General features: G+C 57.7%; 19 protein-coding genes and 1 pseudogene. 6 read left to right on the forward strand and 14 right to left on the reverse strand.

The annotated features are described in order from the left end of the window. The first annotated feature begins 147 nt into the window (after positions 1–147). Both PW844_RS15340 and PW844_RS15345 read left to right on the forward strand, forming a co-directional pair. Positions 148–1158, forward strand: a complete 1011-nt coding sequence (locus PW844_RS15340; RefSeq protein ID WP_299453398.1) for an AraC family transcriptional regulator — start codon at positions 148–150, stop codon at positions 1156–1158. Positions 1159–1175: 17 nt separating this feature from the next. Further along, positions 1176–1523: pseudogene (locus PW844_RS15345) on the forward strand (NAD(P)H-binding protein); the annotation flags it as partial. Positions 1524–1543: 20 nt separating this feature from the next. On the opposite strand, the gene PW844_RS15350 reads toward PW844_RS15345, so the two are convergent. The 4 genes from PW844_RS15350 to PW844_RS15365 form a co-directional block, all read right to left on the reverse strand. Next, positions 1544–3382 carry a bifunctional diguanylate cyclase/phosphodiesterase gene (locus PW844_RS15350; RefSeq protein WP_299453399.1) on the reverse strand — a complete coding sequence of 613 codons (1839 nt, stop codon included), beginning with the start codon at positions 3380–3382 and terminating at the stop codon, positions 1544–1546. A gap of 233 nt (positions 3383–3615) precedes the next feature. Further along, a complete protein-coding gene (locus tag PW844_RS15355; RefSeq protein ID WP_299453400.1) occupies positions 3616–4014 on the reverse strand; it encodes a DUF1236 domain-containing protein in 399 nt (132 codons plus the stop codon). Between the two features lie 151 nt (positions 4015–4165). Next, positions 4166–5875 (reverse strand): MFS transporter, encoded by a 1710-nt coding sequence (locus PW844_RS15360; protein ID WP_299453402.1) that lies wholly within the window; start codon positions 5873–5875, stop codon positions 4166–4168. A 107-nt stretch (positions 5876–5982) separates the two neighbouring features. Then, on the reverse strand, positions 5983–6567 hold the full coding sequence (locus tag PW844_RS15365) for a transglycosylase SLT domain-containing protein (protein WP_299453404.1): 585 nt from the start codon (positions 6565–6567) through the stop codon (positions 5983–5985). A gap of 135 nt (positions 6568–6702) precedes the next feature. Here PW844_RS15365 and PW844_RS15370 point away from each other — a divergent pair, with 135 nt between their 5' ends. Beyond that, the gene (locus PW844_RS15370) at positions 6703–7620 is read left to right on the forward strand and encodes an alpha/beta hydrolase (protein WP_299453406.1); all 918 of its coding nucleotides are present in this window, start codon (positions 6703–6705) and stop codon (positions 7618–7620) included. Here PW844_RS15370 and PW844_RS15375 read toward each other — a convergent pair whose 3' ends face one another. Beyond that, positions 7621–9621 carry a CocE/NonD family hydrolase gene (locus PW844_RS15375; protein WP_299453407.1) on the reverse strand — a complete coding sequence of 667 codons (2001 nt, stop codon included), beginning with the start codon at positions 9619–9621 and terminating at the stop codon, positions 7621–7623. A 461-nt stretch (positions 9622–10082) separates the two neighbouring features. On the opposite strand from PW844_RS15375, the gene PW844_RS15380 reads away from it, so the two are divergent. From PW844_RS15380 to PW844_RS15390, 3 genes are all read left to right on the forward strand, one after another. Further along, positions 10083–11531: a UbiA family prenyltransferase gene (locus PW844_RS15380; protein ID WP_299453408.1), complete on the forward strand. Its 1449-nt coding sequence runs from the start codon at positions 10083–10085 to the stop codon at positions 11529–11531. Between the two features lie 94 nt (positions 11532–11625). Further along, positions 11626–13197: a hypothetical protein gene (locus tag PW844_RS15385; protein ID WP_299453410.1), complete on the forward strand. Its 1572-nt coding sequence runs from the start codon at positions 11626–11628 to the stop codon at positions 13195–13197. Positions 13198–13877: 680 nt separating this feature from the next. Continuing rightward, the gene (locus PW844_RS15390; RefSeq protein ID WP_299453412.1) at positions 13878–15191 is read left to right on the forward strand and encodes a glycosyltransferase family 87 protein; all 1314 of its coding nucleotides are present in this window, start codon (positions 13878–13880) and stop codon (positions 15189–15191) included. A 113-nt stretch (positions 15192–15304) separates the two neighbouring features. Here the strand turns inward: PW844_RS15390 and PW844_RS15395 are convergent, their stop codons facing one another. The 9 genes from PW844_RS15395 to PW844_RS15435 form a co-directional block, all read right to left on the reverse strand. After that, positions 15305–16348, reverse strand: coding sequence for a glycosyltransferase (locus tag PW844_RS15395; protein WP_299453414.1), 1044 nt, complete (start codon positions 16346–16348; stop codon positions 15305–15307). A 372-nt stretch (positions 16349–16720) separates the two neighbouring features. Beyond that, positions 16721–18352 carry an ABC transporter ATP-binding protein gene (locus tag PW844_RS15400; RefSeq protein ID WP_299453416.1) on the reverse strand — a complete coding sequence of 544 codons (1632 nt, stop codon included), beginning with the start codon at positions 18350–18352 and terminating at the stop codon, positions 16721–16723. Continuing rightward, on the reverse strand, positions 18345–19172 hold the full coding sequence (locus PW844_RS15405; protein WP_299453417.1) for an ABC transporter permease: 828 nt from the start codon (positions 19170–19172) through the stop codon (positions 18345–18347). Before PW844_RS15405 ends, PW844_RS15400 begins: the two co-directional genes overlap by 8 nt. Then, positions 19169–20176, reverse strand: coding sequence for an ABC transporter permease (locus tag PW844_RS15410; RefSeq protein WP_299453419.1), 1008 nt, complete (start codon positions 20174–20176; stop codon positions 19169–19171). Before PW844_RS15410 ends, PW844_RS15405 begins: the two co-directional genes overlap by 4 nt. 255 nt (positions 20177–20431) lie before the next feature. After that, a complete protein-coding gene (locus tag PW844_RS15415) occupies positions 20432–22021 on the reverse strand; it encodes an ABC transporter substrate-binding protein (protein WP_299453421.1) in 1590 nt (529 codons plus the stop codon). Positions 22022–22187: 166 nt separating this feature from the next. Beyond that, positions 22188–22973 carry a carnitinyl-CoA dehydratase gene (locus PW844_RS15420; RefSeq protein ID WP_299453424.1) on the reverse strand — a complete coding sequence of 262 codons (786 nt, stop codon included), beginning with the start codon at positions 22971–22973 and terminating at the stop codon, positions 22188–22190. 2 nt (positions 22974–22975) lie between these two features. Continuing rightward, complete coding sequence (locus PW844_RS15425) at positions 22976–25033, reverse strand: acetate--CoA ligase family protein (RefSeq protein ID WP_299453427.1); 2058 nt, start codon at positions 25031–25033, stop codon at positions 22976–22978. Positions 25034–25037: 4 nt separating this feature from the next. Then, positions 25038–26198, reverse strand: a complete 1161-nt coding sequence (locus PW844_RS15430; protein ID WP_299453430.1) for an acyl-CoA dehydrogenase family protein — start codon at positions 26196–26198, stop codon at positions 25038–25040. A 113-nt stretch (positions 26199–26311) separates the two neighbouring features. Continuing rightward, positions 26312–26797, reverse strand: coding sequence for a thioesterase family protein (locus tag PW844_RS15435; RefSeq protein ID WP_299453432.1), 486 nt, complete (start codon positions 26795–26797; stop codon positions 26312–26314).

The raw sequence follows: 26797 nt of genomic DNA on the forward strand, positions 1-26797 counted from the left end.
CTCACATGCAATCAAAAGATTTCAGTGCCTGGCGCGCTTTACCACACCAGTGGCGTGTTATGAATGTTACTGCCCGGATTGAAACGTTATGCTGTTACCTGAAACCCACTTCATATTCGAAGATCATTCATTCCTGGAAATCTGACCATGGCACGTAACCGCACTTTCTCTCTCGATATTGGCTGGAGAACGCTGCTGAAAGACGCAGGCATGCAGCCTGAACATGTATTGCGTAAGGCTGGTTTGCCCGACGATCTTTTTTCAGGAACAAAGCGCGGACTCGATACTGACGAATATTTTCGTTTTTGGCGCGCACTGGAGACGGAAGCGAATGATGTTGCTTTTCCCTTACGGCTGGTAGAAATGGTCACCACCGAAGTGTTCGATCCTCCGCTTTTCGCCGCGCTTTGCAGCAGCAATATGATGCAGGCGATGCAACGACTGGCCCGATATAAGCAGCTGATTGCGCCGATGGTGCTGGAGACAGCGGTGGATCAAACCGGTGTCCTGACCGTGTCACCGCGCTGGTTGTCGGTCGTGACAGGTATACCCCTGTCTCTGCAAGTGGCAGAGCTTGCCTTCTTCCTGCGACTGCTGCGGCTGGCAACCCGTGAACCGATTCAGGCGTTGAAAGTGATGCTCCCTCAGCTTCCCTCCGAAATTGCGGCCCGCCACTTTGCACGTTTCTTCGGTATCGCTGTGCAGTATGGTGAAAAGCCAGCCATCAGTTTTTCCGCCACGGATGCACTTCGACCATTTTTGACGGTGAATGAAGGCATGTGGCAGATATTTGAGCCTGAGCTGCGACGTCGTCTGAGTCAGCTGGATGAAACGGCTTCAACCGCCGAACGGGTGCGTGCGGTACTTCTGGAACTGCTGCCGGCTAACGAAGCGACTATCGAGAAAACAGCAGAACGTCTGGGTATGAGCAAACGCACCCTTCAGCGCAGGCTTGAGGAGGAAGGGGACAATTTCCGCACCCTGATCAACGGCTGTCGGGAAAACCTGGCCCGCCATTATCTGTGCAATACCAGTCTATCTGGCTACGAGATTGCGTTCCTGCTTGGCTTTGAAGACCCTAATTCATTCTATCGGGCATTTATGGCCTGGACTGGCCAGACTCCGGAAACTGTCAGGGGATCCCTGCGTCTCAATTAAAAGAGAACACGATGATGATGTCAGAAACAAAACGCGTTGTGCTACTTGCGGGTGCTACCGGCCTGGTGGGGGGCAAACTGCTACAAATTTTGCTGAACGATCCGGATATTGCATGCGTTCATGCGCTGAGCCGGAAACCGCCTGCAATCAGCCACCCAAAGTTAACCGTTCACCTGGTCGATTTTGCTTCTTTGCCGCAACTGCCCCGTGCCGATGAAGCCTACCTTGCTCTGGGAACAACGATTAAAGTTGCGGGAAGCCGGGAAGCGTTCCGGGCGGTGGATTTCGATGCCAATATGGCGGTTGCCCGGGCGGCGCTTTCGGCAGGCGTAAGCCGGGTAGGGCTGGTCAGTGCGGGTGGCGCCAATGCGCGATCATCCATGTTTTACACCCGCGTGAAAGGTGAACTGGAACAGGCGCTCAGAGCTATGCCGTTCACCACCCTGGTGATTGCGCGGCCCTCTTTGCTGCTTGGCTCCGTAGCCTGGAGGATCTTCTGGACACGGTCGCCGAGCCTGATCAGCACCTGGTCACCGACCGCATGCCCGCGCTGGTCGTTGATTTCCTTGAATTTGTCCAGATCGATGCCGATGACGGCAACCTGCGAGCTTGTTCTCCTGGCAAGAACCAGCTCCTGCGTCAGGTAATCGGCAAACTCGGCGCGGTTGGGCAGGCCGGTCAGCACGTCGTGTCGTGCCATGAAGGCTATCTTTTCTTCCGATCGAAGCCGCTCCGTTATGTCTTCAAACGTCACCACCCAGGAGCCATCGGACATGGAATTGTAATTGGCCTGTACCGACGTGCCATTGCCCAACCTGTGCTGCAGAGTTCCATCGGCGCCGCCACTGATAACCGCCATCGTGCGCTGATAGTGCTCGGTCGCCTTTCTCGCAGCCTCCTCCTGGGAAAAATTGGCAAGCGCGTAGCCTCTCTCGACAATGCTGCGATAGGTCAGTCCCGATTGAATGAACCCGATGGGAAAGCCGAAGATCTCGCTGTAGCGACCATTGGCCAGAACCAGGCGCTCCTCCGCATCGAACATGCAGATGCCCTGCGACATGTTTTCCAAGGCAAGATCGAGGTTCTGCGTGATCCTTGCAATGCGATCGGCGTCGGCCTTCTGCTTGGTATTGTCCTTGGTTATCTTGGCATAGCCGACCAACTCGCCCGCTGGGTCATATATCGGATCGATAACGACGTGAGCCCAGAAAGACGTCCCGTCCTTGCGGTATCGCCAGCCCTCGGCATCGAATTTTCCTTCCGTCCGCGCTATGTCGAGCGCCCGCCGGGGCAGGCCGTTTCTGCGGTCGGTCTCGGAGTAGAAGCGACCGAAATCCTGGCCGACAATCTCGGCCGCTGTATAGCCCTTGGCGCGTTCGGCGCCGGCGTTCCAGTTGCTGACGCGGCCCTGCGGGTCAAGCATGTAGATGGCATAATCGGTTACGCCCTGAACCAGCATGCGAAAATTGGCTTCGCTGAGGGCAGCCATGTTTTCAGCGCGCATTGCGAAAACGGCGGCCGCCATGCCCGAAGCCAGAAGGGAAAACGAGACGCTGACGATCGTCACAATCATCACAATGGGCGACAGCAGGTGCGACTGGTCCGTCTGCATCAGGCTGGGTTTCAGTTCCACGCCGCCCATGGCGGTGAAATGAAGAGAGACAACACCCAGTGTCAGCAGGACGGTTGCAAGGAGGCGGCTGGCGACAGGGCGTTTGCCGGGGTTCAGCCCCCTCAGGAAGCCAAAAGTCGAAAACGATGCGCCAAGGGCAAGGGAAGCGACGATATATGCCTGGTCCCAGACGATTTCCCCCTGAAAATCCAGGGCGGACATGCCGAGGAAGTGCATCGCTCCGATGCCAAGGCCAAAGGTGATGCCGCCAGCGACACAGCCCGCCCGGCTTTGCAGGTAGGTCGCGAAAGCTACGCTTGCGCCGGTGGCGCCGATGGCGATCAGCAGAGATATGAATGTTCGGACTGCCTGATAGCCAACCACGACGCCTGGATCGTAGGCCAGCATGGCAATGAAGTGCGTTGACCAGATGCCAAAGCCTCCGGCAAGCGCCGCGATGGCCAGCCATATGGCGCAGGCCAGCTTTTCAGACTTCTGCGCACGTTGCAGCAGTATCATGGCTGCGTAACTGGACAGGAAACAGAGAAGGCCTGCCAATACCACAAGGCGCGGATCGTGCTGGGTCGAAAGACAGGTCAATACGCGAAACATGAAAACACCATAGCAAAACACAGTGTTATCATGGGGGAGCGAAAGCTAAGAAAACCTGACAACGGAACTCTTATCCAGCATATCAGCGCCAGATGTCGTTGCCATCGTTAATGCAACGACAACAAAACCGCATGTCTGCCTGGCTTAAGGTATTATAATGAAACGCTTAATTAGTGTCATCTTCTTTGCATGGCAGATCTCCTTGAAAGGAAATCTGCCATGCAAATTGCCTTTTACTGCACGACTTCAACAACCTTGTGAGTGTGCGGCTCTATGATGACGCGCTGGTTGTTGATGATAGCATAGGCGTATCTGGGATGATCCGGAACGGTTATGACCTGGACATCGGACGGGATCGGTTCCCCCACGACGACCGGATCGGACACTACGACTGTCGCCGGCGGCACAGGCTGTTCCTGGACATAGGTTACCACCTCGTGGGGCGGCGGATCGATTGCCGTGCCGGCGATTGCGCCAGCGACGCCGCCGACTGCTGCACCGATCGGACCACCGACTACGGCACCTGTAACTGCACCGCCCGCAGCGCCGGTCACGGTGCTGCTCTGGGCAAATGCGCCCGTGGACAGAGAGGCAAGCGCGATGGCGCTCGAAACAAGTAGGGTCTTGTACATAGCGTTTCTCCTGTTGCTCTAAGTTGCGGGAGGAGAACGGCACATCCGTTTTGTTGTTCCAATGTGCGTTGAGCGGAGCGTGTCACGCTTGCCAACGGCTTGTTACACTATGTGAGGTTGCGAACCGTCGAGTGACCCACCTTTTAGGTGATTATTCCGCTGCAGCAGTCACTTCGATTTCAGGAGCGACTTCCGAGCCGCCGCGCCAAGAGCAATATGCTGCTACCAGATAAAGCAGTGCAGAGAAGGTGAACGCGTAGAGCAGCCCATGCTGGAAGGGGGCAGCCATCAGCGATGGGAAGAAGGCGCTTCCCGTCAGGGCTGCGACACTGTCTGCCGGCAGTGAATGAAGGATATCGGCGGGGATAAGTTCGCCCATGGGATTGTAGCCAAGAAAGGCGGCGAACAGGCTGGCGACAGGTGGGGTCATTGCAACCTGATGGGCAATGGACGCCGGCACGCGTTCGGCCAGCAGGCCGGCTTCCATGGACTGCGGCAGCATTTGTGCCAGGCCCAGTAGCATGAGACTGAAGAACAGCCCGATCGAAAGCACCTGGCCCGCATTGGTCGTTGTTGCGCGCATGCCGGATGCCTGGCCGCGTTCCTTCTTCGGCACGGAGTTCATGATCTGTGTTGCGTTTGGCGCGACAAAGAGGCCGGAACCGAGGCCATTGCCGAACAGCAGCAGCGAAAAAGTGATATAGGAGAAGTCAGACGGCAGCAGCATCAACGCGATGAAGCTTGCGGCACCCAGGACCATCCCGCCGACCGAGAAGGCAATGCCGCCGATCCGATCGGAAAAGTATCCGGCAATCGGGCCGCCCAGCAGAAAGCCAACTGTCAGCGGCAGCATCGCAACGGCCGACCAGAGAGGGGTTTCTTCAAAGGTATAGCCATGGAGCGGCAGCCAGATGCCCTGCAGCCAGATTATCAGCATGAACTGCAGTCCGCCACGCGCGATAGCCGAGGCAAGATTGGCGATATTACCGTAGGCAAAACCGGGAATCTCGAAAAGATGAAAGTCGAGCATCGGCTTGGCGATCCGCTTTTCGACGACGGTGAAGACGATCAGACAGAGGATGCCGAGGGCAAAAAGCGCCAGCACCTTCGGGCTCGTCCAGGCCATGACGTCGTCGCCGTAGGGCTGGATGCCGTAGGTGATTGCCGAGAGTACGAGGATGAGGCCCAGGCCGAAGCTGATGTTGCCGGCCCAGTCTATCTTGTGGGATACCCGGTTCGGGATCTCGCGCAGCTTCCAATAGGCCCAGATCGTACCCACCAGACCGAAGGGAACATTGATCCAGAAAACCAGCCGCCAATTGCTGTCAGCCAGCAGGCCGCCGATAAGCAAACCAACGAACTGTCCGCCGATGGCTGCCACTACGTTGATCCCGAGGGCCAGGCCACGCTGGTGCGGCGGGAATACATCGGTGAGTATCGCCGTCGAATTGGCCATGATCAGCGCCCCGCCGACACCCTGGAAAATGCGCACCGCAATGAGGTACACGGCGGCGAAGTCCCCGTGGCCGGGCAGCAGGCTCAGCGCCAGCGAGGCAATCGTGAAGATCGAAAAGCCTAGATTGTACATTCTGACGCGGCCAAACTGATCGCCCAGCCTGCCAAATGCCACAACAAGCACGGCGACCGAGATCATGTAGCCAATGATTGCCCAGAGAAGATAGTTGATATTGCCGGGATCCAGCGCTTTCAGCCCAATGCCGCGAAAGACGGCCGGCAGGCTGATAAGCAGGATCGAGCTATTGATGGCCGCCGCCAGCATTCCGAGCGTGGTATTGCTGAGCACCACCCACTTGTAGCTATCGCCTTGGGAAAGGGTGGGGCTCATTGCAGGCGATGTCATGGGGGTCATCCTGGTCGGGCATAAAGGTAAGCAGCGTTGCCGCCAATATACCAAGCTAGCCTTATAAAGCGCAAGCTACCGAAATGCCACAGCCGTTAAATAGATTGCTAGGTACCGCAATTGCGCAGCTGGCTGTTGTAGAGGGCGGCTATGCCTGCTGCGCGACGCGCCGTGCGCTGGAGATCGCCGTTGCCCCGCCAGCTACCCCGGCTATAGCCATCGTGACCGACATAGTAGGCCATGTAGAGGTTATAAGTGTCGTTGGTCGCAATGCCGTTCTGATCATGGCTCTGGGCATGGTACCAGGCAATGAACTTGATGGCGTCGGGAAAATTGGTGCGTCTTGCGCCCCAGCGCCCCGTCTCGTTCTGGTAGCGAGCCCAGGTCCCGTCGAGCGCCTGCGCATAGCCGTAGGCCGTGGATACGCGCTTCCAGGGGATAAAGCCAAGCAGATAGGTCCGCGGGGGCCGCGCATAGGGCCTGAAGCTGGATTCCACGTAGATTGTTGCCATCAGCACCGGAACGGGTACGCCGTATTCGCGGGCAGCATTGTCGGCCGCACGGCGCCAGTTGCTGAACAGGCCGTCGCGCTGCTCGAAAATCGCGCAGCTGTTGCGGATTTCATGGGGCGCCGTCGCGCAGCCGGACAATGTGGACAGCACGACGAGCGCAGCGACAAACAATTTACGCATCGCACACTCACTCTCTTCCAAGAGATTACTAAGCGGTAAATGTTAAAAAGCGGTTTTTATCGATGCGTGAGGTTGGAACAACGGCATCCAAGCCGCTAAACCCTTAACGAAAAGTCCTGACTAGGGAGAGACGACATGCCGGATACCAGCCGCCCCATGCCCGAAGAAGGTGGCATTCTCGAATTTCTCCGACTGTGCGATTCATTTTATCCGGCCGACGCCGTCGATGCCTCCATCGAGCAGCAGCGCGCGTGGTACGATGCGCTTTGCGCTCAATTCGACAGGCCATTGCCCGATGGCATGGTAACGGAAGACACGCTCATTGCCACGGTCCCCACCCGCCGATATCGCCCTTCCGATGTGCAGACCGAGACGAAACTGCTCTATCTGCATGGTGGCGGCAATGTCGTGGGCTCGCTTTCAAGCCATAACGCGATCTGCGCCGAGATATCGGAGGCATCGGGCGCAGAACTGATCTCGGTAGACTATCGACTGGCGCCGGAACATGTCTGGCCGACCCAGTCCAACGACTGTTTTGCGGTGCTGAAGCTGCTATTGGGCGAGGGGGAGAAAATTGTCGTCATTGGCGACAGTGCCGGCGGAAATCTGGCGGCCGGCCTGGCGTTGCGGGCGCGGGACGAAGGTCTTTCAGGTGTTCTTGGCCAGGTTCTGGTCTATCCGGGTCTCGGCGGCGATCTCGTCTCGGGCTCCTATCGCGAGATGGCCGAGGCGCCGGGCCTGACGACGGCCGATACCGCCTATTATCGCGCCGTCCTGAAGGCGCCGGCTGACGAGCCCGTCGCTCATCCCTTGCTGGTGAAATCCTGCGCCGGACTGCCGCCTGCCTATATAAGTGTCGCGCGTTTCGATCCCTTGCGCGATGACGGCCGGATCTATGCCGGTCGTCTGGCTGCCGAGGGTGTGGAAGTCTGGTTTCGCGAGGAGCCGCAGATGGTTCATGCCTGGCTGCGGGCCCGCCATATGAGCGAGGGGGCGGCGAACGGCTTCCGGGCGCTTTGCATCGCCGTCAGCCGTTTCGCCGGTACTCTTTGATCACATCAGGTCGCGTGGGACGGCCTTTTCGAAGATCTTTTCAAAGATCTTCGTCTCGCCCTCGTAACCGATGACGGAACCGCCGATCAGCCAGTCGGTTGCCGTGCAGGCAATCGTCGCCGTGGAAACCGTGCGCACGAACCAGCCTGGCCGCCGCATATCGCAGGTCCAGACAGATTTGCCGGACATCGACAGCGGGTCGCCAGGGGTGATGGACCATACCTCGTCGCGGATCTGCCGTGTGGAAAGGCCGGTGCCGGGATGTTCCGACAGGCCGGTGTCCTCGTAAATGCAGTAGTCCGTGCGATTGCCGGAGAGGTCGCGCAACACATTGCGCCGTGTTTCGCCCGGCTCGTGCTGAATATATTTCGGCAGCGGGTCCGGATTGCCCGGCTGTATCATCTCGAACGTTTCATGTTCGCCAAGCATAGGCATGGCAATGCCGAGCGATGCGATGTCGATTGTCAGGCCTTCGTCCACGGGTGGCGGCAGGATCATCGGCCAGTAGGCAGTCGAGAGCGACAAGCGGATACGGTGGCCTGCCTCGAAGCGATAGCCGCAGGCATCGAGCACCATGCGGATCATTGTCGGCTCGCCCGGCGCCATCGGGCGGGGTTCCGCATTGCCGTCGCGATGGGCGAGGTTGAGAACGCCGAAGGTGACACGCGTCGCCGTGCCATCCGGGTGGATATCGACGATACGCGCGCAGAGATTGGCGAGTTCCGCCTGCGAACGCACGGTCAGGGTCAATTCCGGCTGGCCGAGAAAATCGTGCGGGACCGTCAGTGGCGGCGTCTGGAAGACCAGGGAACCTGCGTCGTCGCCGCGTTGGTCGATTGCCATTTCGGCATCGGGCTTCAACGTGAACCATTCGCCCGACGCAGTGCCGGTATCCAGCGGCGACTTCAGGAAAACCGGATGTTCGGGTGCGTGCGGGATCGGCATGCCCTCCATCAGCGTCCCGAACTGCTCGACATAGAAGCATTGCATGTCCGGCTTCCGCCAGGTCTTCTTGGAGACCCAGAAGCCGGGGTCGAAATCCCGGCGGGGGGCCGGCTTCGGGCCGTCGAGGATGTAGGCGCGCACCTGGGGCATTGCCTCGATGCCATTTTGCTCGCCGCGCAGCCAGCGGTTCCACCAGGCAATTGCTTCGCCATGGAAATCGGCACGCGGTTTCGGCCAGGCAAAATGGGGATATTTGTGTACCCACGGGCCGACAAGCGCCTTGGCCTTGTCACCAAGCCCTTCCACGGCCTTCAATGGCGTGCTGCGGTAGCCGTCGGCCCAGCCGGCAATCACCAGCGCCGGGAGCTTGAAGGCGTCGAAATGGTCGCCGATCGAACCGTGCTCCCAGAAGGCATCGCGCCGTTGGTGCTGCAGCCACTCCTCCATGAAGAAAGGCTCATTTTCCAGCCGTTCCAACCACATGTCCCGCCAGCGATCACCGACGATTTCAGGGTCCGGCGAACGAGACTGGTAGGCAAGCATGGTCGCCGCCCATGAAAGCTGGGCGGAGAGGTGGCAACCATCCTTGTAATGGATGTCGTCATTGTAGCGGTCCACTGTCGAGGCGATCGAGATCACCGCCTTGAGCGCCGGCGGGTTCATTGCCGCCACCTGCAGGCAATTGAAGCCGCCCCAGGAGATGCCCATCATCCCGACCGAGCCATTGGACCAGGGCTGCGCTGCGATCCAGGCGATCAATTCGCAGGCATTGGCAAGCTCAAGTTCGGTATATTCACCGTCTATAACGCCATCGGATTCGCCTGAACCGCGGATATCCACGCGTACGCCCGCAATGCCGGCGGCGGCAAAGACCGGATAGGTGGATTCATCGCGCGGGCTTGTCCCGTCGCGCTTGCGGTAAGGCAGGAATTCGAAAACCGCTGGCACGGGATCCGCCTCGGCGTTGCCAGGCATCCAGATGCGTGCGGCAAGCCGCGTGCCGTCTGCAAGCGTGATCCATTGGTTTTCAATGACGGTAAAGGTGCGATTGGTCATTTTCCGGTCGCCGATGGTTGGAGTAAGAAATGTTCAGGAGATCGGAATGCATGACGTGAGGTACTGCAGCGATCGTATGGGCCGAATGCATTCATAATCTGCCTGGCAGCCGAGCGGTACTACCGTCCTCGATAAAATCGCTTGATTTTTCACCCAGGCAGGTGCGGTCGGAAATTCCTTCGACAATATGGTTAAATGGATCTTATCCATTGACTGGCATAGGTCATGTGCGGCCTTAAGGTGGATGCCGCAGCCAGCGGAAGAACCGACCTGCGAAAGCTTGTTAGGCTACCGTATAAAATCGTCGTGATCATCGGAGGTTGCTGTTGTCAGGCCCGTTAGCACGATAATAAGTATAGTTACTATGGGCATGCAGCTTCCGTTTTTAATATTATGAAAACGGATTTGCATAAATGTCCATGTTTCTAATATAGTATATCTGCATTGATAAGGGGCGCCATATGGAGAACCAACCAAATTCATCGACAGTTGATGAGTTCAGTTATCCTTTGGTTGTAGATCTGGATGGTACGCTTATAAAAGGCGATTTACTATATGAATCGCTTTTTGATGCAATATCCCGACATGGTTGGAGAGTTGCGAACAGGGATATTCTGAAAAGAATTTCAAAGAGCGGAATTAAGGCTCATTTGTCTTACTATTCCGACATATCGTATCCTGAATTACCTTATAATGAAAAGATATTGCAGCTTATTGCCGATGCGAAAAGCGAAGGCCGCAAAGTGTATCTCGCAACGGCGAGCCACCGTTCGCATGCAGAAAAAATTGCGGAGAGTTTGGGTGTCTTCGACGGTGTTTTTGCTTCGGACGACTCGGTCAATCTTAAAGGCACAAAGAAGGCAGAAGTGCTTCTCGATGCATTTGGCGATGGAGCATTTGACTACGTCGGCAACGACGAAAGCGATGAGAAAATTTGGAAACATGCACGCAGGGCTTACAGCATAGGCTTAAGCGCGCGACCTTCACGGCGTCTGTCTGCAACGCATCGGGAACACATCGTTGTCGATCAGAGAAAGCGCGTTGTACCCGCGCTTATCAAGGCCATGAGGCCTCATCAATATGCCAAGAACGGTCTGATATTTGTGCCGTTGCTGACAGCGCATCAGTTTACCCTTGGTGCCTTTGTCGATGCGCTTCTTGCATTCATCGCATTTTCCATCTGCGCATCCGGGGTCTATCTGCTCAACGATTTGCTCGACATACAGGCAGACCGGGCACATCCCTCAAAAAGGAAACGCCCCTTCGCATCCGGGCAGCTGCCCATCATGACAGGTATGGCGTTTATCCCAATCCTGACAATTTCCGCATTTGTGATCGCGTGGTTTGTCTCACTCAACTTCTTTCTTACGCTGCTCGTCTATTATCTTTTGACCAATGCGTACTCTTTTTCGATCAAGAAAAGAATGGTGATAGACGTTGTTACTCTCGCATCCCTTTATACCCTTCGTGTATTTGCAGGTGCCGCAGCAATCGACGTAGAGATTTCGGACTGGTTATTTACTTTTTCTTTGCTGATTTTCACCGCTCTCGCTCTTCTTAAGCGATATATCGAACTGTCGATGAGGCTGGACAACCAGCTAAACGATCCACATAACCGCAATTATAAAATTACTGATCTTCCCGTCATTATAGCGTTGGCCGCCGCCGCAGGTATGAATTCGGTCATGGTCATCGCTCTCTACGTCTCTTCCGATAACGTATCGGCATTGTACAGACATCCGCATGTTCTGTGGGGATTGTGCCCACTGTTTCTCTACTGGATTGCGCGGTCGATCATGCTAGCACACAGGAGGCTTATGGACGAGGATCCCATTGCTTTTGCATTGAAAGACAATCGAAGCTGGGCAGTCGGCATTACTTCCATCGCGCTTGTCTTTGCTGCGCTATGAAGCAAAAATATCTATGTTAAGCGCACATGTTACTCCGATTTTGTATAGATTGCGGGCGCTGGGAAGGATGAATCCCTGGGTTCTGCTAATACCCATGACGCTTGTTTCGTTTCTGTTGTCGGGATACCTTCCCTTATACAATAATAACATTTACCACACGCCCATCTTGCTGAAGACCTATGACCTACCGCAATTTGCCAATGATGCCTTCGTTCAGTCCCTTCGGTATTTTTCGTCCGGCTTCTGGATAGTTTTCGCGGGCGCAGGCTTCTATGTGAACGTAAAAGTATTTTTTGCAATATGGCTGGTCGTCACCCATTTCGGCTTCCTTGCGGCAAGCTTGCATTTTGCGCAAAGCACAGGCCTCAGGGACCGAGTACAACTCAACATATTTTCGCTTTTGATATGCTGTTCTCCCTTGCTTTATGGCATAGCCGTCGGCGGCGGCGGCCTGATGCTAAATTACTTCACCCATTCAGAGCTTGCCAACGCCGGCCTATTGCTGGGAATTTCCTATGCAATCAGGGGTCGTTACGGATACTGTGCCGTGGCGGTTTGCGCTACGTTCTTCTTGAACGCCTTCATGGCGGTATGGATGCTCCCGCCAATTGTTTTGCTCACCGCCTACCATCTTCTAAGTGGAAAAATTTCACTACGGCGTTACCTGATGAATGCGGCTTCCGGTTCGGTAGTTGGCAGCTTGTTTCTCATAGTTCCCATATTGAACGTTTTGCACAACCCGGATGCAGGCGATGTCGGTGACTTCTCCTACCAGGAGTTTCTCTGGAGTTTTTTCCCCAACCACTTCTTTTTTTCTTCCCTGGCCTACAAAGAGTTGTGCCTTGTAGCGATTTCTATCGCCGGCTTATTTTTGACCGCGCGGCTATACGGCCGCTACGCAGGTGAGATGCTGATGCTGGCGCTTGGGTGTGTCGTGTTGCTTTTCATGGCAGCGGTCGTGCCAATGATTACCGATTCAAGAATGGCGCTCAATCTACATCTTGTCCGCGGATTCGTTATGATTGCGATCCTGGCAGCATTGAGCCTTGCGATCGTGGCATCGCGCTGGATAACTGAGCGCGGGAACTACTACCTGACATCTCTGGGCCTCGTCATGGCTGCTGCTCTGACGATACACAAATACGGAATTACCATTGCCGTTGCTGTACTGTTGGTTGAACTCACGGCGCGCTATAGCGCTGTGTCTGCAGCTTTGCTTCGGCAAAAAGCGGTCAGGCCTGTGATCTGGATCTGTCTGTTCGGATCTTTTGTTTCCGTACTCATCCGTTCCGCCAACGCCGTAGACGACTCCGCGAACGGAATTGCCTTCGAAAGCACCTGGGAACGGGTAGGCACCTGGGCAAGCCATTCTACGCCAGCGAATTCAATATTTCAGGTTCCCCACGATGCCGCGCCAGCTTTCAGTTATGCTTCAAACCGGAGGCTTTGGTTCGACTCCAAATATGGTGCCGCTGTGATGTGGTCTCCTTCATACCATCAGATTTGGCAAACGCGCCACGCTGCAGGTGCAGACTTGTCTGATTTCAGGCAATCAATCCACGAAAGCGATGGTCAGATCGACTACGTGGCGACGGAATGTAGCGGGCAGATCGACAAAGTGCCGGAATATAAGGAAGATGATATTTGCGTGTACAAGACAAAATAATTCTCACCTCGAAACCACAACGCTTTTGAAAGTCCCAGCATGAATTATATCCTGATATTCATCAGTGTTTGCTTGAGCGCATTTTCGCAGGTTGTGCTACGTTATGGGATGACCCGCCCGGCAATCGCTGACGCTCTGTCCGGAGCAAACTCGGCACCGGCCACCATTTTGACCATAGCAAAATCCCCTTTCGTCATCGGCGGACTTTCCTGCTACGGATTGGGTGCGATATTGTGGCTTCTCGTACTCTCCAAGATACCCGTATCGTATGCTTATCCGTTTGTTTCACTTGGCATTGTGTTGACGACGCTAGCTGGGGTCGTTGTCCTTCGCGAGGCAATTACCTTCACATCCTGCGTCGGTATCGCCCTTATAATTTCCGGAATCCTCTTTGTCGCTGTGGGTAATAGTAGAGTGTGGCAATGCCAGCGAATTTCGCCAAAGAACGACGAAGTTCAAATCCCGGCATCAAGGTTGCCTTCATATGTGCTGTAAGCCATCTCGGCAGGCTCATCCATAGACTTCGATGCAGAAAGAACTGTACAATATTGACAACCTCTGACGGCGCCAGAAAATGGTCGCATATTTTCGGTGAGAATTTCAAAATACCATGCTGTTGAGCGGATGTCGGGAAATATCCTTAAATCTGTTTTTCCGTCCGAGAATTGGAAGGCAATTTTGTGCGCTTCATTCTGATATACCCCTTCTGCGCGGCGATGTTCTGCTTATGCGCTTGGCTGAGCGATCGTTTGTACAAACGCGGCGTGTCGGAACTCAATATTACAGTCGTGAGTGCGGTGCTCGGCATTCTTACCTTTGTTGCGCAATACTTCGCCGTTCCGCAAGAAGGGCGCATGGCTGATTTCACCAATGCCTACTACGCTGCGGGTAAGGTTGCGGTTGTTGATAAAGTCGCATTTGCCGAGCTTCTGGCCAAAGGGGCCACGGGGTTCGTAAATTTGCCTATTGTCGCTTTCGTTTTTACGCCATTTTCCTTTTTGCCCAAACCTGTCGCCTTGGTGCTATTTTTCGGGCTCGGTTTGTTCGCAAGTGTTTACGTGTGGCGGATATTGGTTCGCTGGGCCGAGTTGAACGGACCGCAATCGGCGTTGATGGCATTTTTGATGATAGGATCGGGTCCCGTGGCCTATGGCGTAATTGTTGGAAACACCTCGCAAATGGTGATGATCGCTGTTCTTTGGGGCGTCATATTCATGATGCGCGGAAAGGACTGGGGGGCGGGTGTTCTTTTCGCGGCGGCCGCTCTCATCAAGCCAGCTCTTCTTCTGCTAGGCGTCTACGCGTTGTTACGCGGACGTTGGCGCGTCTCGCTTGCCGGCATGGCGGTTTGCGTGGTTGCTGCGTTTCTGTCGATTACGGTATTCGGTTGGTCGCTGCACCGAATTTGGCTGGAACAGACAATTTTCCCCGCTCTGCAAGGTCTGATCATGGCTCATAATGTTCAGTCGATAGGCGGTGTTGTTGGTCGTTTGTTTGTCGGCGATCTTTATCTCGGCAACTGGGATATGCATCCGGTTGCCCCTGTTGTCGCGACAATAATCAAAATTGGTCAGACGATCACAATCGCTATTGTCGCGGGATCAGTAGTATTGCTCGCGCGCAAGGCCCGGCCGCAACAAACCTTGGCCATGGAGGTTAGCTTTATCTTGTTTTTAATTTTACTCCTGCCAAATATTTCGTGGAATCATTATTATGTCTGGGCCTTTTTGCCTCTCAGCCTCCTGCTGCCTTCCGTATTCCCGCTGAACAAAAAAAATCCCGAAACCTGGCTTATATTGGCGGCAGCCGGAATGATCGCCCAACCGGTTGCTTTCTGGCATGGCAGTAGTGATTGGGTAAACGGTCTTTTTGCACGCTTGATTGTTTCTCTACCATTTGTCGGCGCCGTGTTGCTTTTGGCGATTTCGGTGCGCCGCGTACTCCTTTGGGATCATCTGAGGGATCCCGGGTCCTTCAAGCTTACAGACAGGTGAAGCGGACGGGCGCTTTTGCGCGCCATCTGTCGATTGAGCAGTCTTTGGGAAATTCGGTTTTCTAACGATTCTCGTTCACAACGGTCATCTGCTTCAGAGCTTTTCTGCCAGCTTCAGGGATCTGCATGCGCCATCGCATCACGCTTGTCTTGCTTTAGAAGCTTGCGGTTTATAGCTAGGACGAAACCGTGTTTCATTCCGTGTTTGGCAACTTCTTCGGCGATTGGACGGGGAAGGATGCAGACCATAACAGTCCAGACAGCGATGGCAGCGGATTTGAATGCGGAAATCTTCTGTCGCTTGAGCGCGGTCAATGCTGTCAATAACAATCCCTTCCTGCTCAAAGAATGCGTGATGATGAAGATCATTTTGAGCTGTATGTGAGCAAGCCCGGATGTTATCGTGCCTGGAGTATAGGGCAAGCCACTTGACCTTGCAAAATCTGCTATTGCCTTGTCGGTTTCAAACTCTCTTTTGACGATATTATCGATCCAGCCGCGTGATATCTTGCCATTCTTTATCGGTTTGGAGTCGTTCGAGTTGTGCACGCGGTATTCACCGAGGTTCTTGTCGATGGCAACGATTTCCCCGCAAAGCGTTGCGAGGCTGAAAAGGTAGACATCGGCAGCGCTACGCCAGAGCGTCTCGGGGATAGGCATAACGCGTTCCAAAAATGACCGGCTGAATGCATTCGCGGTCATTGGTGGGCTTGCGACCATGCCTGTAAAAAGAGTCTGCTCTTTCAGGTTCCCGCGTGGAAGATCCTCTTTGAAATATCTGATGCCTTCATTGTTTCCAAGGCCGTCGATTATTTCCAGATTGTAATTGATCTTTGAAACACCGGGACGCCAAGCCGCAACAACTTCAGATGCACAGTTTGCGTGGAGTCTATCGTCAGAATCCAGGAATATTATGATATCGCCATCCGCCAGCAGAAATCCGGCATTCAGCGCGGACGCCTGACCGCCATTCTCCTGATAAAGAAAGTCCACCCTATCCTTATAATTGTCAATTATCGAACGCGAATTGTCGCTGCTTCCATCATCGACAACTATAAGTTGCGTTTGCGATAGGTTCTGGTTAAGAGCACTAATGATAGCGTCTTCAATAAAGTTCCCATAGTTATAGTTATTTATTATTATTGAGACTTTAGTCACACTGTAATGCTCTTGTTTAACGCAGGATAGTTATGGTGAAGGCATGTGACGATTGTGCCGTTACTTTTCCAGGGATATTAGTGTCAAGTCATGGCAATCGATAATAACGTGGAAGCCCGGAGTAATCTGTATTGTGAGATGCCATGTGTCAACGTTACCTGACGATTTAGTAAGGAAATGTAATTTCGAAGGTTCTCTTCTTATCGCCCGAAAGGGCGTATCTTTGCGAAATCGCGGCCCAGAGCCAACCCTACGGAAATCGTTTCCGCCGGCCAAAATCCGGATAGGAATTTCTGGGCCATCCTGGGCAGCGCCTTTAAAACGCACCACGGCTGAGGAGGAGTTCCGTGCATCGACGGTCCTCGCCCCTGGTCAGTTCCCCGCGCTTTCCATTCGCCTTGTTGTCAGCACCTTCTCCAGCCAGCCAATCTCCATCTCCGGCACCGACTTCAGCAGCAGGTCCGTGTAGTCATCAAATGGTGGTGAAAGGACTTTCGATTTCGGCCCGAATCTCACCAGCTTGCCTCTATGCATGACGGCGACGCTGTCGGCAATGGCGCGGACGATGGCGATGTCGTGGGTGATGAAGACGTAGGAAAGCTGCTTCTCCTCCTGCAATTTCATGAGCAAGCTGAGAATGCCTTCGGCCACCAGCGGGTCGAGAGCGGAAGTAGGCTCGTCGCAAAGGATCAGCTCGGGGTTGGCGGCGAGCGCCCGAGCGATGGCGACGCGCTGCTTCTGGCCGCCGGAGAGCTCGGCCGGATAGCGGTCGATGAAGCCGTTGCTCATCTCGATCTGCTCGAGCAGTTCCTTCACGCGCGCGGTCTTGGCTGCTCCTCGCAGACCATAGTAGAAGGTCAGCGGCCGGCCGATGATGTCGCGGACAGTCTGGCGCGGGTTCATCGCCGTATCGGCCATCTGGTAAATCAGCTGGATGCGCCGCAGATCGTCGTTTGAGCGGCCTTTCAGGGCCTTCGACAGCTGTTTTCCAGCAAAGGAAATTGCGCCTTCCTGGGGCGGCAGCAGGCCGGTGATAACGCGGGCGAGCGTCGATTTGCCCGATCCGGATTCGCCGACGACGGCCAGCGTCTGCCCCTTCGGGAGGTGCAGCGATACATCGAACAGCACCTTGAAGCCGTTGGAATAGCCGGCGGTGATATTGTCGACCTTCAGCAGCGTGTCCGTCTGCACAGTGGCTTCCGGCCTCAGCGCCTGGCGCACGTTCACCAGAGCCCGCGTATAATCCTCCCGCGGCGCCTCGATGATCTGCTGCGCCGTGCCGTATTCCACCGTCTTGCCGTGGCGAAGCACCATGATGTCGTCGGAAATCTGGGCGACGACTGCGAGGTCGTGGGTGATGTAGAGCGCGGCAGTATTCGTTTCCTCGATCGCATGCTTGATTGCGGCAAGAACGTCGATCTGGGTTGTCACGTCAAGCGCCGTGGTCGGCTCGTCAAAGACGATCAGCTCGGGGTTCGAGCAGAGCGCCATCGCGGTCATGGCGCGCTGCAGCTGGCCACCAGAAACCTGGTGCGGATAGCGCTCGCCGAAGGTTTCCGGGCTAGGCAGGCCCAGGACGCGGAAGAGATAGAGGGCGCGCTTGCGGGCTTCATCCTTTGTCATCAGTCCGTGCTTGACGGAGGCTTCGATAACCTGTCCGCCGAGACGGTGGGCCGGGTTGAAGGCCGCCGCTGCCGACTGCGCGACATAACAGACGCGGGCGCCGCGCACCTTGCGGATGCCGGACTTGCCAAGCGCCAGGATATTGTCGCCGTCGAGCAGCACTTCGCCGCCGGTGATCTCGGCGCCGCCGCGACCATAGGCCAGGGCGGAGAGGCCGATGGTTGACTTGCCAGCGCCGGATTCGCCGATCAGGCCGAGTACCTTGCCTTTTGCAAGATCGAAGGAGACGCCATCGACGATGGTGACACGCTTCGGCGCTTCGCCGGGCGGATAGCTGGTGGCCTCGATCTTCAGGCCGCGTACCGAAAGCAGCTCAGGCATCGCCGCGTCCTCCCTTGAGGCTGGAGGTTCGCTTCAGGAGCCAATCCACCACCAGATTGATACAAACCGCCAGCGCGGCGATGGCGCCGCCCGGCACGAGGGCGGCCGTCACGCCGAAGATGATGCCGTCCTTGTTGTCCTTGACCATGCCACCCCAGTCGGCGGCCGGCGGCTGGATGCCGAGGCCGAGGAAGGAGAGAGTGGAAAGGAACAGGATGGCGAAGGCGAAGCGCAGGCCGAATTCGGCGAGCAACGGTGACAGGGCATTGGGCAGGATCTCGCGAAAGATGATCCATACCGTGCCTTCACCGCGCAGTTTGGCTGCTTCGACAAACTCCATCACCGCGATGTCCAGCGCCACTGCGCGGCCAAGGCGGTAAACGCGCGTACTGTCGAGAACAGCCATGACGAGGATCAGCACGATGATGTTCTGCGGCAGCACTGCCAGCACCACGAGAGCGAAGATCAGCGTCGGGATCGACATCATCAGGTCATTGAAGCGCGACAACACGGTGTCGATCAGCCCGCGGGACACGGCCGCGGTGAAAGACAGGATAATGCCGAGGGAAAACGAGATGACGGTCGCGCCCAGGGCGACGAAAAGCGTGGTGCGCGCGCCGTAAATCAACCGCGAGAGAATGTCGCGGCCCAGATTGTCCAGGCCAAATATATATTGGCCGTCGGCCGGCGCCCACACGTCCCCCAGGACGTCCGTCTCGCCATAGGGGGCGATCCAGGGCGCAAAGAGCGCGCAGATCAGGGCCAGCGCGATGCCGAACATGCCGATCCAGGCGGTGATGGGGATGTCTCGCAATCTCATCGCGGATGCCTCAGACGGGGGTTGGCGACAATGGCGAGGATATCGGCCACCATGTTGAGCAGGATGTAGACCGCCGCAAAGATCAGGCCGCAGGCCTGCACGACAGGCATGTCGCGCACAGTGACGGCATCGACCATGTACTGACCCATGCCGGGATAGACAAAGACGACCTCCACCACGACCACCCCGACGACGAGGTAGGCAAGGTTCAGCGCCACGACATTGATGATCGGCGCCAGCGCATTGGGGGCGGCATGCTTGACGATGGCGCGGAAGGCGGAAAGCCCCTTCAGCTCAGCCGTCTCCATATAGGCCGACGACATGACGGATAGGATGGCGGCGCGCGTCATGCGCATCATGTGGGCCAGCACCACGAGAACCAGCGTCGCCGTCGGCAGGGCGATCGCCTTCAGCCGGTCGAGAAAGTCCATGCCGTCGAAAACAGTCGCCGGAAAGGTGGCGACCCCCCATTTCACGGCGAAGAACATGATCAGCAGATAGCCGATGAAGAACTCGGGCAGCGAGATCGCGGCCAGCGAGATGACGTTGATGATTTTATCAGGCAGGCGGTTGCGGAAATGCACCGAAAGCATGCCGAGGCCGACAGCGAGCGGCACGGCGATGATGGCGGCAAAGCCGGCGAGGAAGAGCGAATTACCGAGGCGGTTGGCGATCTGCTCGCTTACCGAATTCTGGCTCGCCCAGGAGGTGCCGAAATCACCGCGGACCGCGCCGCCGAGCCATTCGAAATATCGCGTCACGACCGGCTGGTTAAGGCCGAGCTGATCGCGGATGTTGGCGACGGCCTCGGGCGTTGCCGACTGGCCGAGATAGGTCGAAGCGAAGTCGCCCGGAAGTGCCTGCAGGCCGCCGAAGATCAGGATCGACACAGCTATCAGCAACACGATGCTGAGCAGCAGCCGCTCGATGATAAGCGCGGCAAGCGGAAACCGCTCGCGCAGGCGACGGCCGGGCAGGCCGCCGGTTTCTATGGAATTGGCCATCTGAAATCGCCTCGGTCTGAAACAAACGGAATTGGAACGGCGGATAAACTATCCGCCGTTCCCTGAATGCCGACAAGGATCTTGCTGGTTCGCGCGTCCCGCTCTCCGTGTCATGCTCGGCCTTGAGCCGAGCATCCATGGTGCGGCATGCAATGGAGCCTCGGGTCAAGCCCGAGGATGACCCCCGCGGAAGCATAATCCTGGCCGACCAGTTTCAGACCGCAGGCGGATTGCCTGCGGTCCCTGTTTCAGGCATCAGGCATCGATCCAGACGCGGGTGGCAACGTAGCCGTTCGACATGTCGTTGCCGATATCCTGGACATAGTTCTGCAGCTTCTTCGAACCGGCGTTCACGAAGTCGTTGAACATCGGCAGGATGGTGCCGCCTTCGTCGCGGACCATCATCGCCATCTGGCGATACATGTCCTTGCGCTTGGTCTCGTCCAGCTCGGCGCGGGCGCTCACCAGCAGCTTGTCGAACTCAGGACGCTTGAAGCGGGTGTCGTTCCAGTCGGCCGTGGAAAGATAGGCGCCGGAGTAGAACTGATCCTGCGTTGCGCGGCTGCCCCAATAGGAAGCGCAGAAGGGCTGCTTGTTCCAGACGTTGGTCCAGTAGCCGTCGCCCGGCTCGCGCTTGATCTCGAGGTTGATGCCGGCCTTCTTGGCACTCTGCTGGAAGAGAACGGAGGCATCGACGGCGCCCGGGAAGGCGACTTCCGAGGTGCGCAACAGCACGGAGCCGTCGTGGCCGGACTTCTTGTAGTGGAACTTCGCCTTGTCTGGATCGTACTTGCGCTGTTCGATGCCTTCGGGGAAGTAGGCATAGGTGCTGTTGATCGGGAAGTCGTTGCCGACGGAGCCGTAGCCGCCGAGGATGCGCTTGACCATTTCTTCGCGGTCGATTGCGTATTTCAGGGCCATACGCAGGTCGTTGTTGTCGAACGGCGCCGTGTCGCAATGCATGATGAAAACGTAGTGACCGCCGCCTGCCGTCGTCAGCAGCTGGACGTTCGGCGCGCGCTTCAGCAGGCTGACCGTCTTTGGATCGACACGGTTCACATAGTCGACCTGGCCGGAGGTCAGTGCAGCGATACGGGCCGTTGCGTCGTTCATGGTAATCAGCTCGACGCTGTCCACATAGCCGCGGTCCGTGCGCCAGTCGTTCGGGTTCTTTTCGAACGTCATCCGAACGCCGGCCTGGAAGTTGGTCACCTTGTAGGCGCCCGTGCCGATGCCGGCTGTCGGGTTGTCCACGCCGCCCTTCGGCTGGATGACGAGGTGGTAGTCGGTAAGCAGGGCCGGCATGTCGGCATTGCCCTGGTCGAGGGTGATGACGAGGTCGCCGTTCTGGTTCTCGATCTTGGTCAGCGCCTTCATCATGCCGAGCGCGCCGGACTTCGACTTTTCGTCGGAATGGCGGTGCAGGGTGGCCACGACGTCGTCGATGGTCATTTCCTTGCCATCGTGGAACTGCACGCCCTTGCGGATCTTGAAGGTCCAGACCTTCGCATCCGGCGAGGAGGTCCAGGATTCAGCCAGCGAAGGCAGCGGCTTGCGGGTCTGCGGATGGGTTTCGACCAGCGTGTCGCCCCAGGTGCGCACGGCGACGAACATGACCTGCGAGGTTGCAGAGGCCGGGTCGATCGAATCGGTGGAAGCACCGCCTTCGAGGCCGAGCTTCAGGTGTCCGCCCTTCTTGGGCGTCTGCGCCATGGCGCTCGTGGTAAACAGTGCGTCGGCGGCGGCCAGCGTCACGCCTGCAGCCAGGGCGCGACCCATGAATTCGCGGCGGTTCATCCCCCCTGATGTCACGCGACCGGCTAGAAATTTCGTGTAATCACTCATGTTCCGTTCCTCTTCTCTGGTTAGGTATTTTCTTCGCCGCCGGTCTGTTGTTGATTTTATTGCCGGGGCGTCAATCGGATGATCGTCGGACTATAGGGACATATCAGCCGCTGCATAGCAGCGAGTGGTTGTTCCGTGCCTTCCGCGGATCAATTTTTCTGATGTCTTATATTCCTTTCCACACGGGCGACCGTTTTTCGGCAAAAGCCTTGGCACCCTCGAGCTGATCCTCGCTTGAATAGAGCACGTCGACGGACTTGAATTGCCGCTTGGTGACCTTGTTCATCGTGGTCGTGAAGTCCTGGCCTTCCGCCGCGCGGACGATTTCCTTGATGGCGGCGTAGACCAGCGGGGGACCGCTTTCGAGCAGACGGGCGAGTTCCCAGGCGCGCTCCATCAGCTTTTCCGGCGGCAGTATCTCGTTGACGAAGCCCCAGCGATGCGCCTCGGCGGCATCGAGCCAGCGCCCGGTCAGAAGCATGTCCATGGCGATATGGTAGGGTATGCGCTTCGGCAGCTTGATCGAGGCTGCGTCGGCTACCGTGCCGGAGCGGATTTCCGGCAGCGCGAAAGTTGCATGGTCGGCAGCCAGGATCATGTCGGCGGAAAGGGCGATCTCCAGACCGCCGCCACAACAGAGACCGTTGATCGCGGCTATGACCGGCTTGTTGAGATCGCGAAGCTCCTGCAGGCCGCCGAAGCCGCCAACGCCATAATCGCCATCCACCGCATCGCCGGCTGCCGCCGCCTTCAGGTCCCATCCTGCCGAGAAGAATTTCTCGCCGGCACCGGTAATGATGGCGACGCGCAGTGCCGGATCATCGCGAAAGCTGGCGAAGAGCTTGCCCATCTGCCGGCTGGTCGCGAGATCGATGGCGTTGGCCTTTGGACGGTCGATTGTAACTTCAAGAATGCCGCCGACACGGTGGAAGCGAATGGGGCCGTCAGACACGCTCAACTCCTCCGCCGGATCAAGGCATCCGCAACAAATGCGCCCTTGCCTTCGCTCAAAACCATCAATGGATTAAGGTCTAGTTCCTCCAGCCGCGCCGCCTCCTTTGCGACATAATCTGCCACTGATGCGACGGCCGCAACAAGCGCCATCCGATCGGCCTTCGGGCCGCCGCGATAGCCGTCGAGCAGCTTCGAAATCTTTAGCCGGGAAAGCGCCGCCTCGATCTCTTCCGGTGTTGTCGGCAGCAGCAGAATGGCGGAATCTTCCAGCAGTTCCACGAGGATGCCGCCGGCGCCGATCGTCAGGAAAGGGCCGGCGACCGGATCTTTCGAAGCGCCGACGATCAGCTCTGCAACGGGCTTCTCGATCATGGATTCGATCAGATAGCCCGATACTTTCGACGCCATGCCTTCAGCAGCTAAGCGTACGGCATCCGGTGTCGAAAGGTTCAGCACCACGGCGCCCGCTTCCGTCTTGTGGGCGATGCCGAGGCCCTTCAAGACGACGGGGAAACCGAGTTCGGCCGCCGCCGCTGCAGCTTCTTCAGGGGTATCGGCTTTCCGGCCGCCGGGGACCTTGAGGCCGAAGGCCGCCAACTCCGCCTTGGCATCTGCTTCGCTCAACAGAATGATGTCGCCGCCTGTTTCCGCGGTTGTCCCGAGCAGGGCCGCTGCGGCCGGCCGTCGCCAGGCAGCACCGATGGCGGCTGCCGTTTCAGCGGCGGCGAGTGTTTCGCTGATGCCGCAAAAGGAGACAATACCATCGGCCATCAGGCGCTGCGCCATCACCTCGGGCATGTTCTCGCCGAGTGTCGCGACAATGCCGGATCGGGCACCTGTCGCCTTCGCGGCCGTGTTCCAGGCCACCACCGTTATCATCCAGTCCGCCGGATCGCAGCGATCGGCGCGGGGAAAATCGAGCACCAGCAGGTTCAGTGCATAGTTGCCCGCAAACATCGCCTTGAAGGCTTCTGTCAGGCGGGCAAGATCGCCCCAGACGAAGGTGTGATAGTCGAGCGGATTGGCGAGCGTCACCATCTCGCCAAGGGCGTGACGCAGAGGCGGAAGCTGCTCGGGAAGAAGCGCGCGGAAGTCGATGGCACGGCCAACGGCACTATCGGCCATCAGCGACGCCTCGCCGCCGGAGCAGCTCATGGAGGAGATGGCGTTGCTTGCAAGCGGCCCGCCTGCATGCAGCAGCTTCAGCGTCTCGACCATTTCCGGCAGGGTGGAGACACGGCCGATCCCCAGCCGGTCGAGCAGGGCACCCGAGACGGCGTCGTTGCCCGACAGCGAAGCGGTGTGAGAAACGGCGGCGCGCTGGGCTGCCTCGGAGCGGCCGACCTTCAGCGCGATGACCGGCTTCTTCAGCGCGCGGCTTCGTGCCGCCAGCCGCTGCAGGGCATCGAGGCTGTCGAAGCCCTCGACATGGAGGGCAACTGCCGTGACGCGCGGATCTTCGAGGGCTGCGATTGCCAGGTCGCAGAGACCGATCTGCGCCTGGTTGCCCGCCGTCATCAGATAGGCGATCGGCAGGCCACGCGTCTGCATGGTCAGGTTGAGGGCAATGTTGGAGGACTGGGTGAGAATAGCGACGCCGCCTGCGATGCGGGTCATGCCGTGCTGGTCCGGCCAGAGCAGGGCGCCATCCAGCGCATTGACGAAGCCGTAGCAGTTCGGCCCGATGATCGGCATGTCGCCGGCGGCTTCCAGCAGCTTCTCCTGCAGTTCGCCGCCATCGGCCAACTCGCTGACGGCTTCCAGGAAGCCCGAGGCATAGCATACTGCGCCGCCGGCACCGCGGGCGGCGAGCTGCCGGATGATATCGAGCGTCAGGGTGCGATTGACGCCGACGAAGGAAGCGTCGGGCGCCGAAGGCAGATCGGCCACCGAGCGATAGCAGCGGCGGCCGTGGACTTCATCGAGTTTCGGATGGACGGGCCAGATCTCGCCCGAAAACCCCAGGAGGTCGCATTGCTCGATGACCCGCCGCGCCTCCTTGCCGCCAAAGACGGCGATGGATTTCGGTCTGATCAGGCGGTCGAGCGGGTTTGTCATCCAGTCAGGCTCCGAAGGGCCGCAGCAGGTCGCGGCTGATGATATGGCGGTGGATTTCCGAGGTGCCGTCCCAGATGCGCTCGACGCGGGCATCGCGCCAGAAGCGGGCCAGCGGCAGGTCGTCCATCAGCCCCATGCCGCCGAAGATCTGGATCGCCTCGTCGGTGACGCGGGCAAGCATTTCGGAGGCATAGAGCTTGGCCGAGGAAATTTCGCGGTTGGACGGCAGGCCCTGGTCGATGCGCCATGCGGCCGAAAGTGTCAGCCATTCCGCCGCGTCGATCTCGGTGATCATGTCGGCGAGCTTGAAGGAAACGCCCTGGTTGGCGCCGATCGGCTTGCCGAACTGCTTGCGCTCGGCGGCATAGGACAGTGCCAGATCGAAGGCGCGGCGGGCGCGGCCGACGCTGGTGGCAGCGACCGTAAGGCGCGTGCCGCTTAGCCATTGGTTGGCGATGTCAAAGCCCTGGTGAAGACCGCCAAGAATCTGGCTCTTGGGCAGGCGGCAATCGGTAAAAGTCAGGATGCAGTTGTGATAGCCGCGGTGGGAGACCGAATCGTAACCCTTGCGGATCTCGAAGCCGGGCGTGTCGCGATCGACGAGGAAGGCGGTGATCTTCTTCTTCGTTCCCTTCGAGGTCTCCTCCTCGCCGGTCGCGGCAAAGACGATGACGAAATCGGCTATGTCGGCATGGGAGATGAAGTGCTTGGTGCCATTCAGCACCCAGTCATCGCCGTCAGGCCTTGCCGAGCATTTCATGCCGCGCATGTCGGAGCCCGCATCCGGCTCGGTGATGGCAAGCGAGTCGAATTTCTCGCCGCGCACTGATGGCAGCAGGTAACGCTCCCGCTGCTCTCCTTCGCAGGCCATCAGGATGCCGGAAGGGCGGCCGAAATAGGTTGTCAGGCCGAGGGAGCCGCGGCCCAGTTCCCGCTCGACCAGCGTGAAGGTAAGATTATCAAGCCCGGCGCCGCCCACTTCCTCGGGGAAGTTGCAGGCATAAAAGCCGAGCTCGATGCATTTGCGCTTGATTTCCTCGCCGAGTTCGCGCGGTACGACACCCGTCCGCTCGACCTCGTTCTCATGCGGATAGATCTCGGTCTCGACGAAGTCGCGCACCGTCTTGACGATCATCTGCTGTTCTTCGCTTAGCCCGAAATCCATCAAGTTCTCCAATGTCTACGGCTCCTTCTCTGAATTGGAGCCAAGTGGAATATCATCTGTTTCGGGTCATCCTCGGCTCAAGGCCGAGGATGACACAGCGCGCGTTGGCGCCTTCATCGTTTCTGTCCGACATGCCGACCGACCCCATCGGGCTGCGGCAGTGATGCGTGCGCTTCCGCGATCGCCCTGACGCGGGCGAGCACCTTTTCCGGGGCGGCGACCGCCTTGCCGGCTGCCGAGTCCACATGCAGCAGCATCTGCTCGGCGGTGGCAACCGTCTCGCCGGTGTCGCTGTTGAAAATCGTGTGGAAGACCTGCAGTCGCTTCTCGTCTGCCGAAAGCACCTGGCAGGTGGCATGCAGCTGCTGGCCGAGCTTGGCTTCGCCGAGATGGCGGATATGGGTTTCGACGGTGTAGTAGCTGTGGCCGTTCTTGACATAGTCGAGATCGACGCCGATCAGCCGCAGCAGCGCATCGGTCGTGTCGCCGAAGACCTGCAGATAGCGATGCTCGGTCATGTGATTGTTGTAGTCGACCCAGGCCGGGCTGACCTTGGTCTCGATCAGCTTCAGCGGCCGGGCGGTATCGTGCAGCGGCAT

Source organism: Pantoea sp., assembly GCF_028283705.1.
GTDB lineage: Bacteria > Pseudomonadota > Gammaproteobacteria > Enterobacterales > Enterobacteriaceae > Pantoea.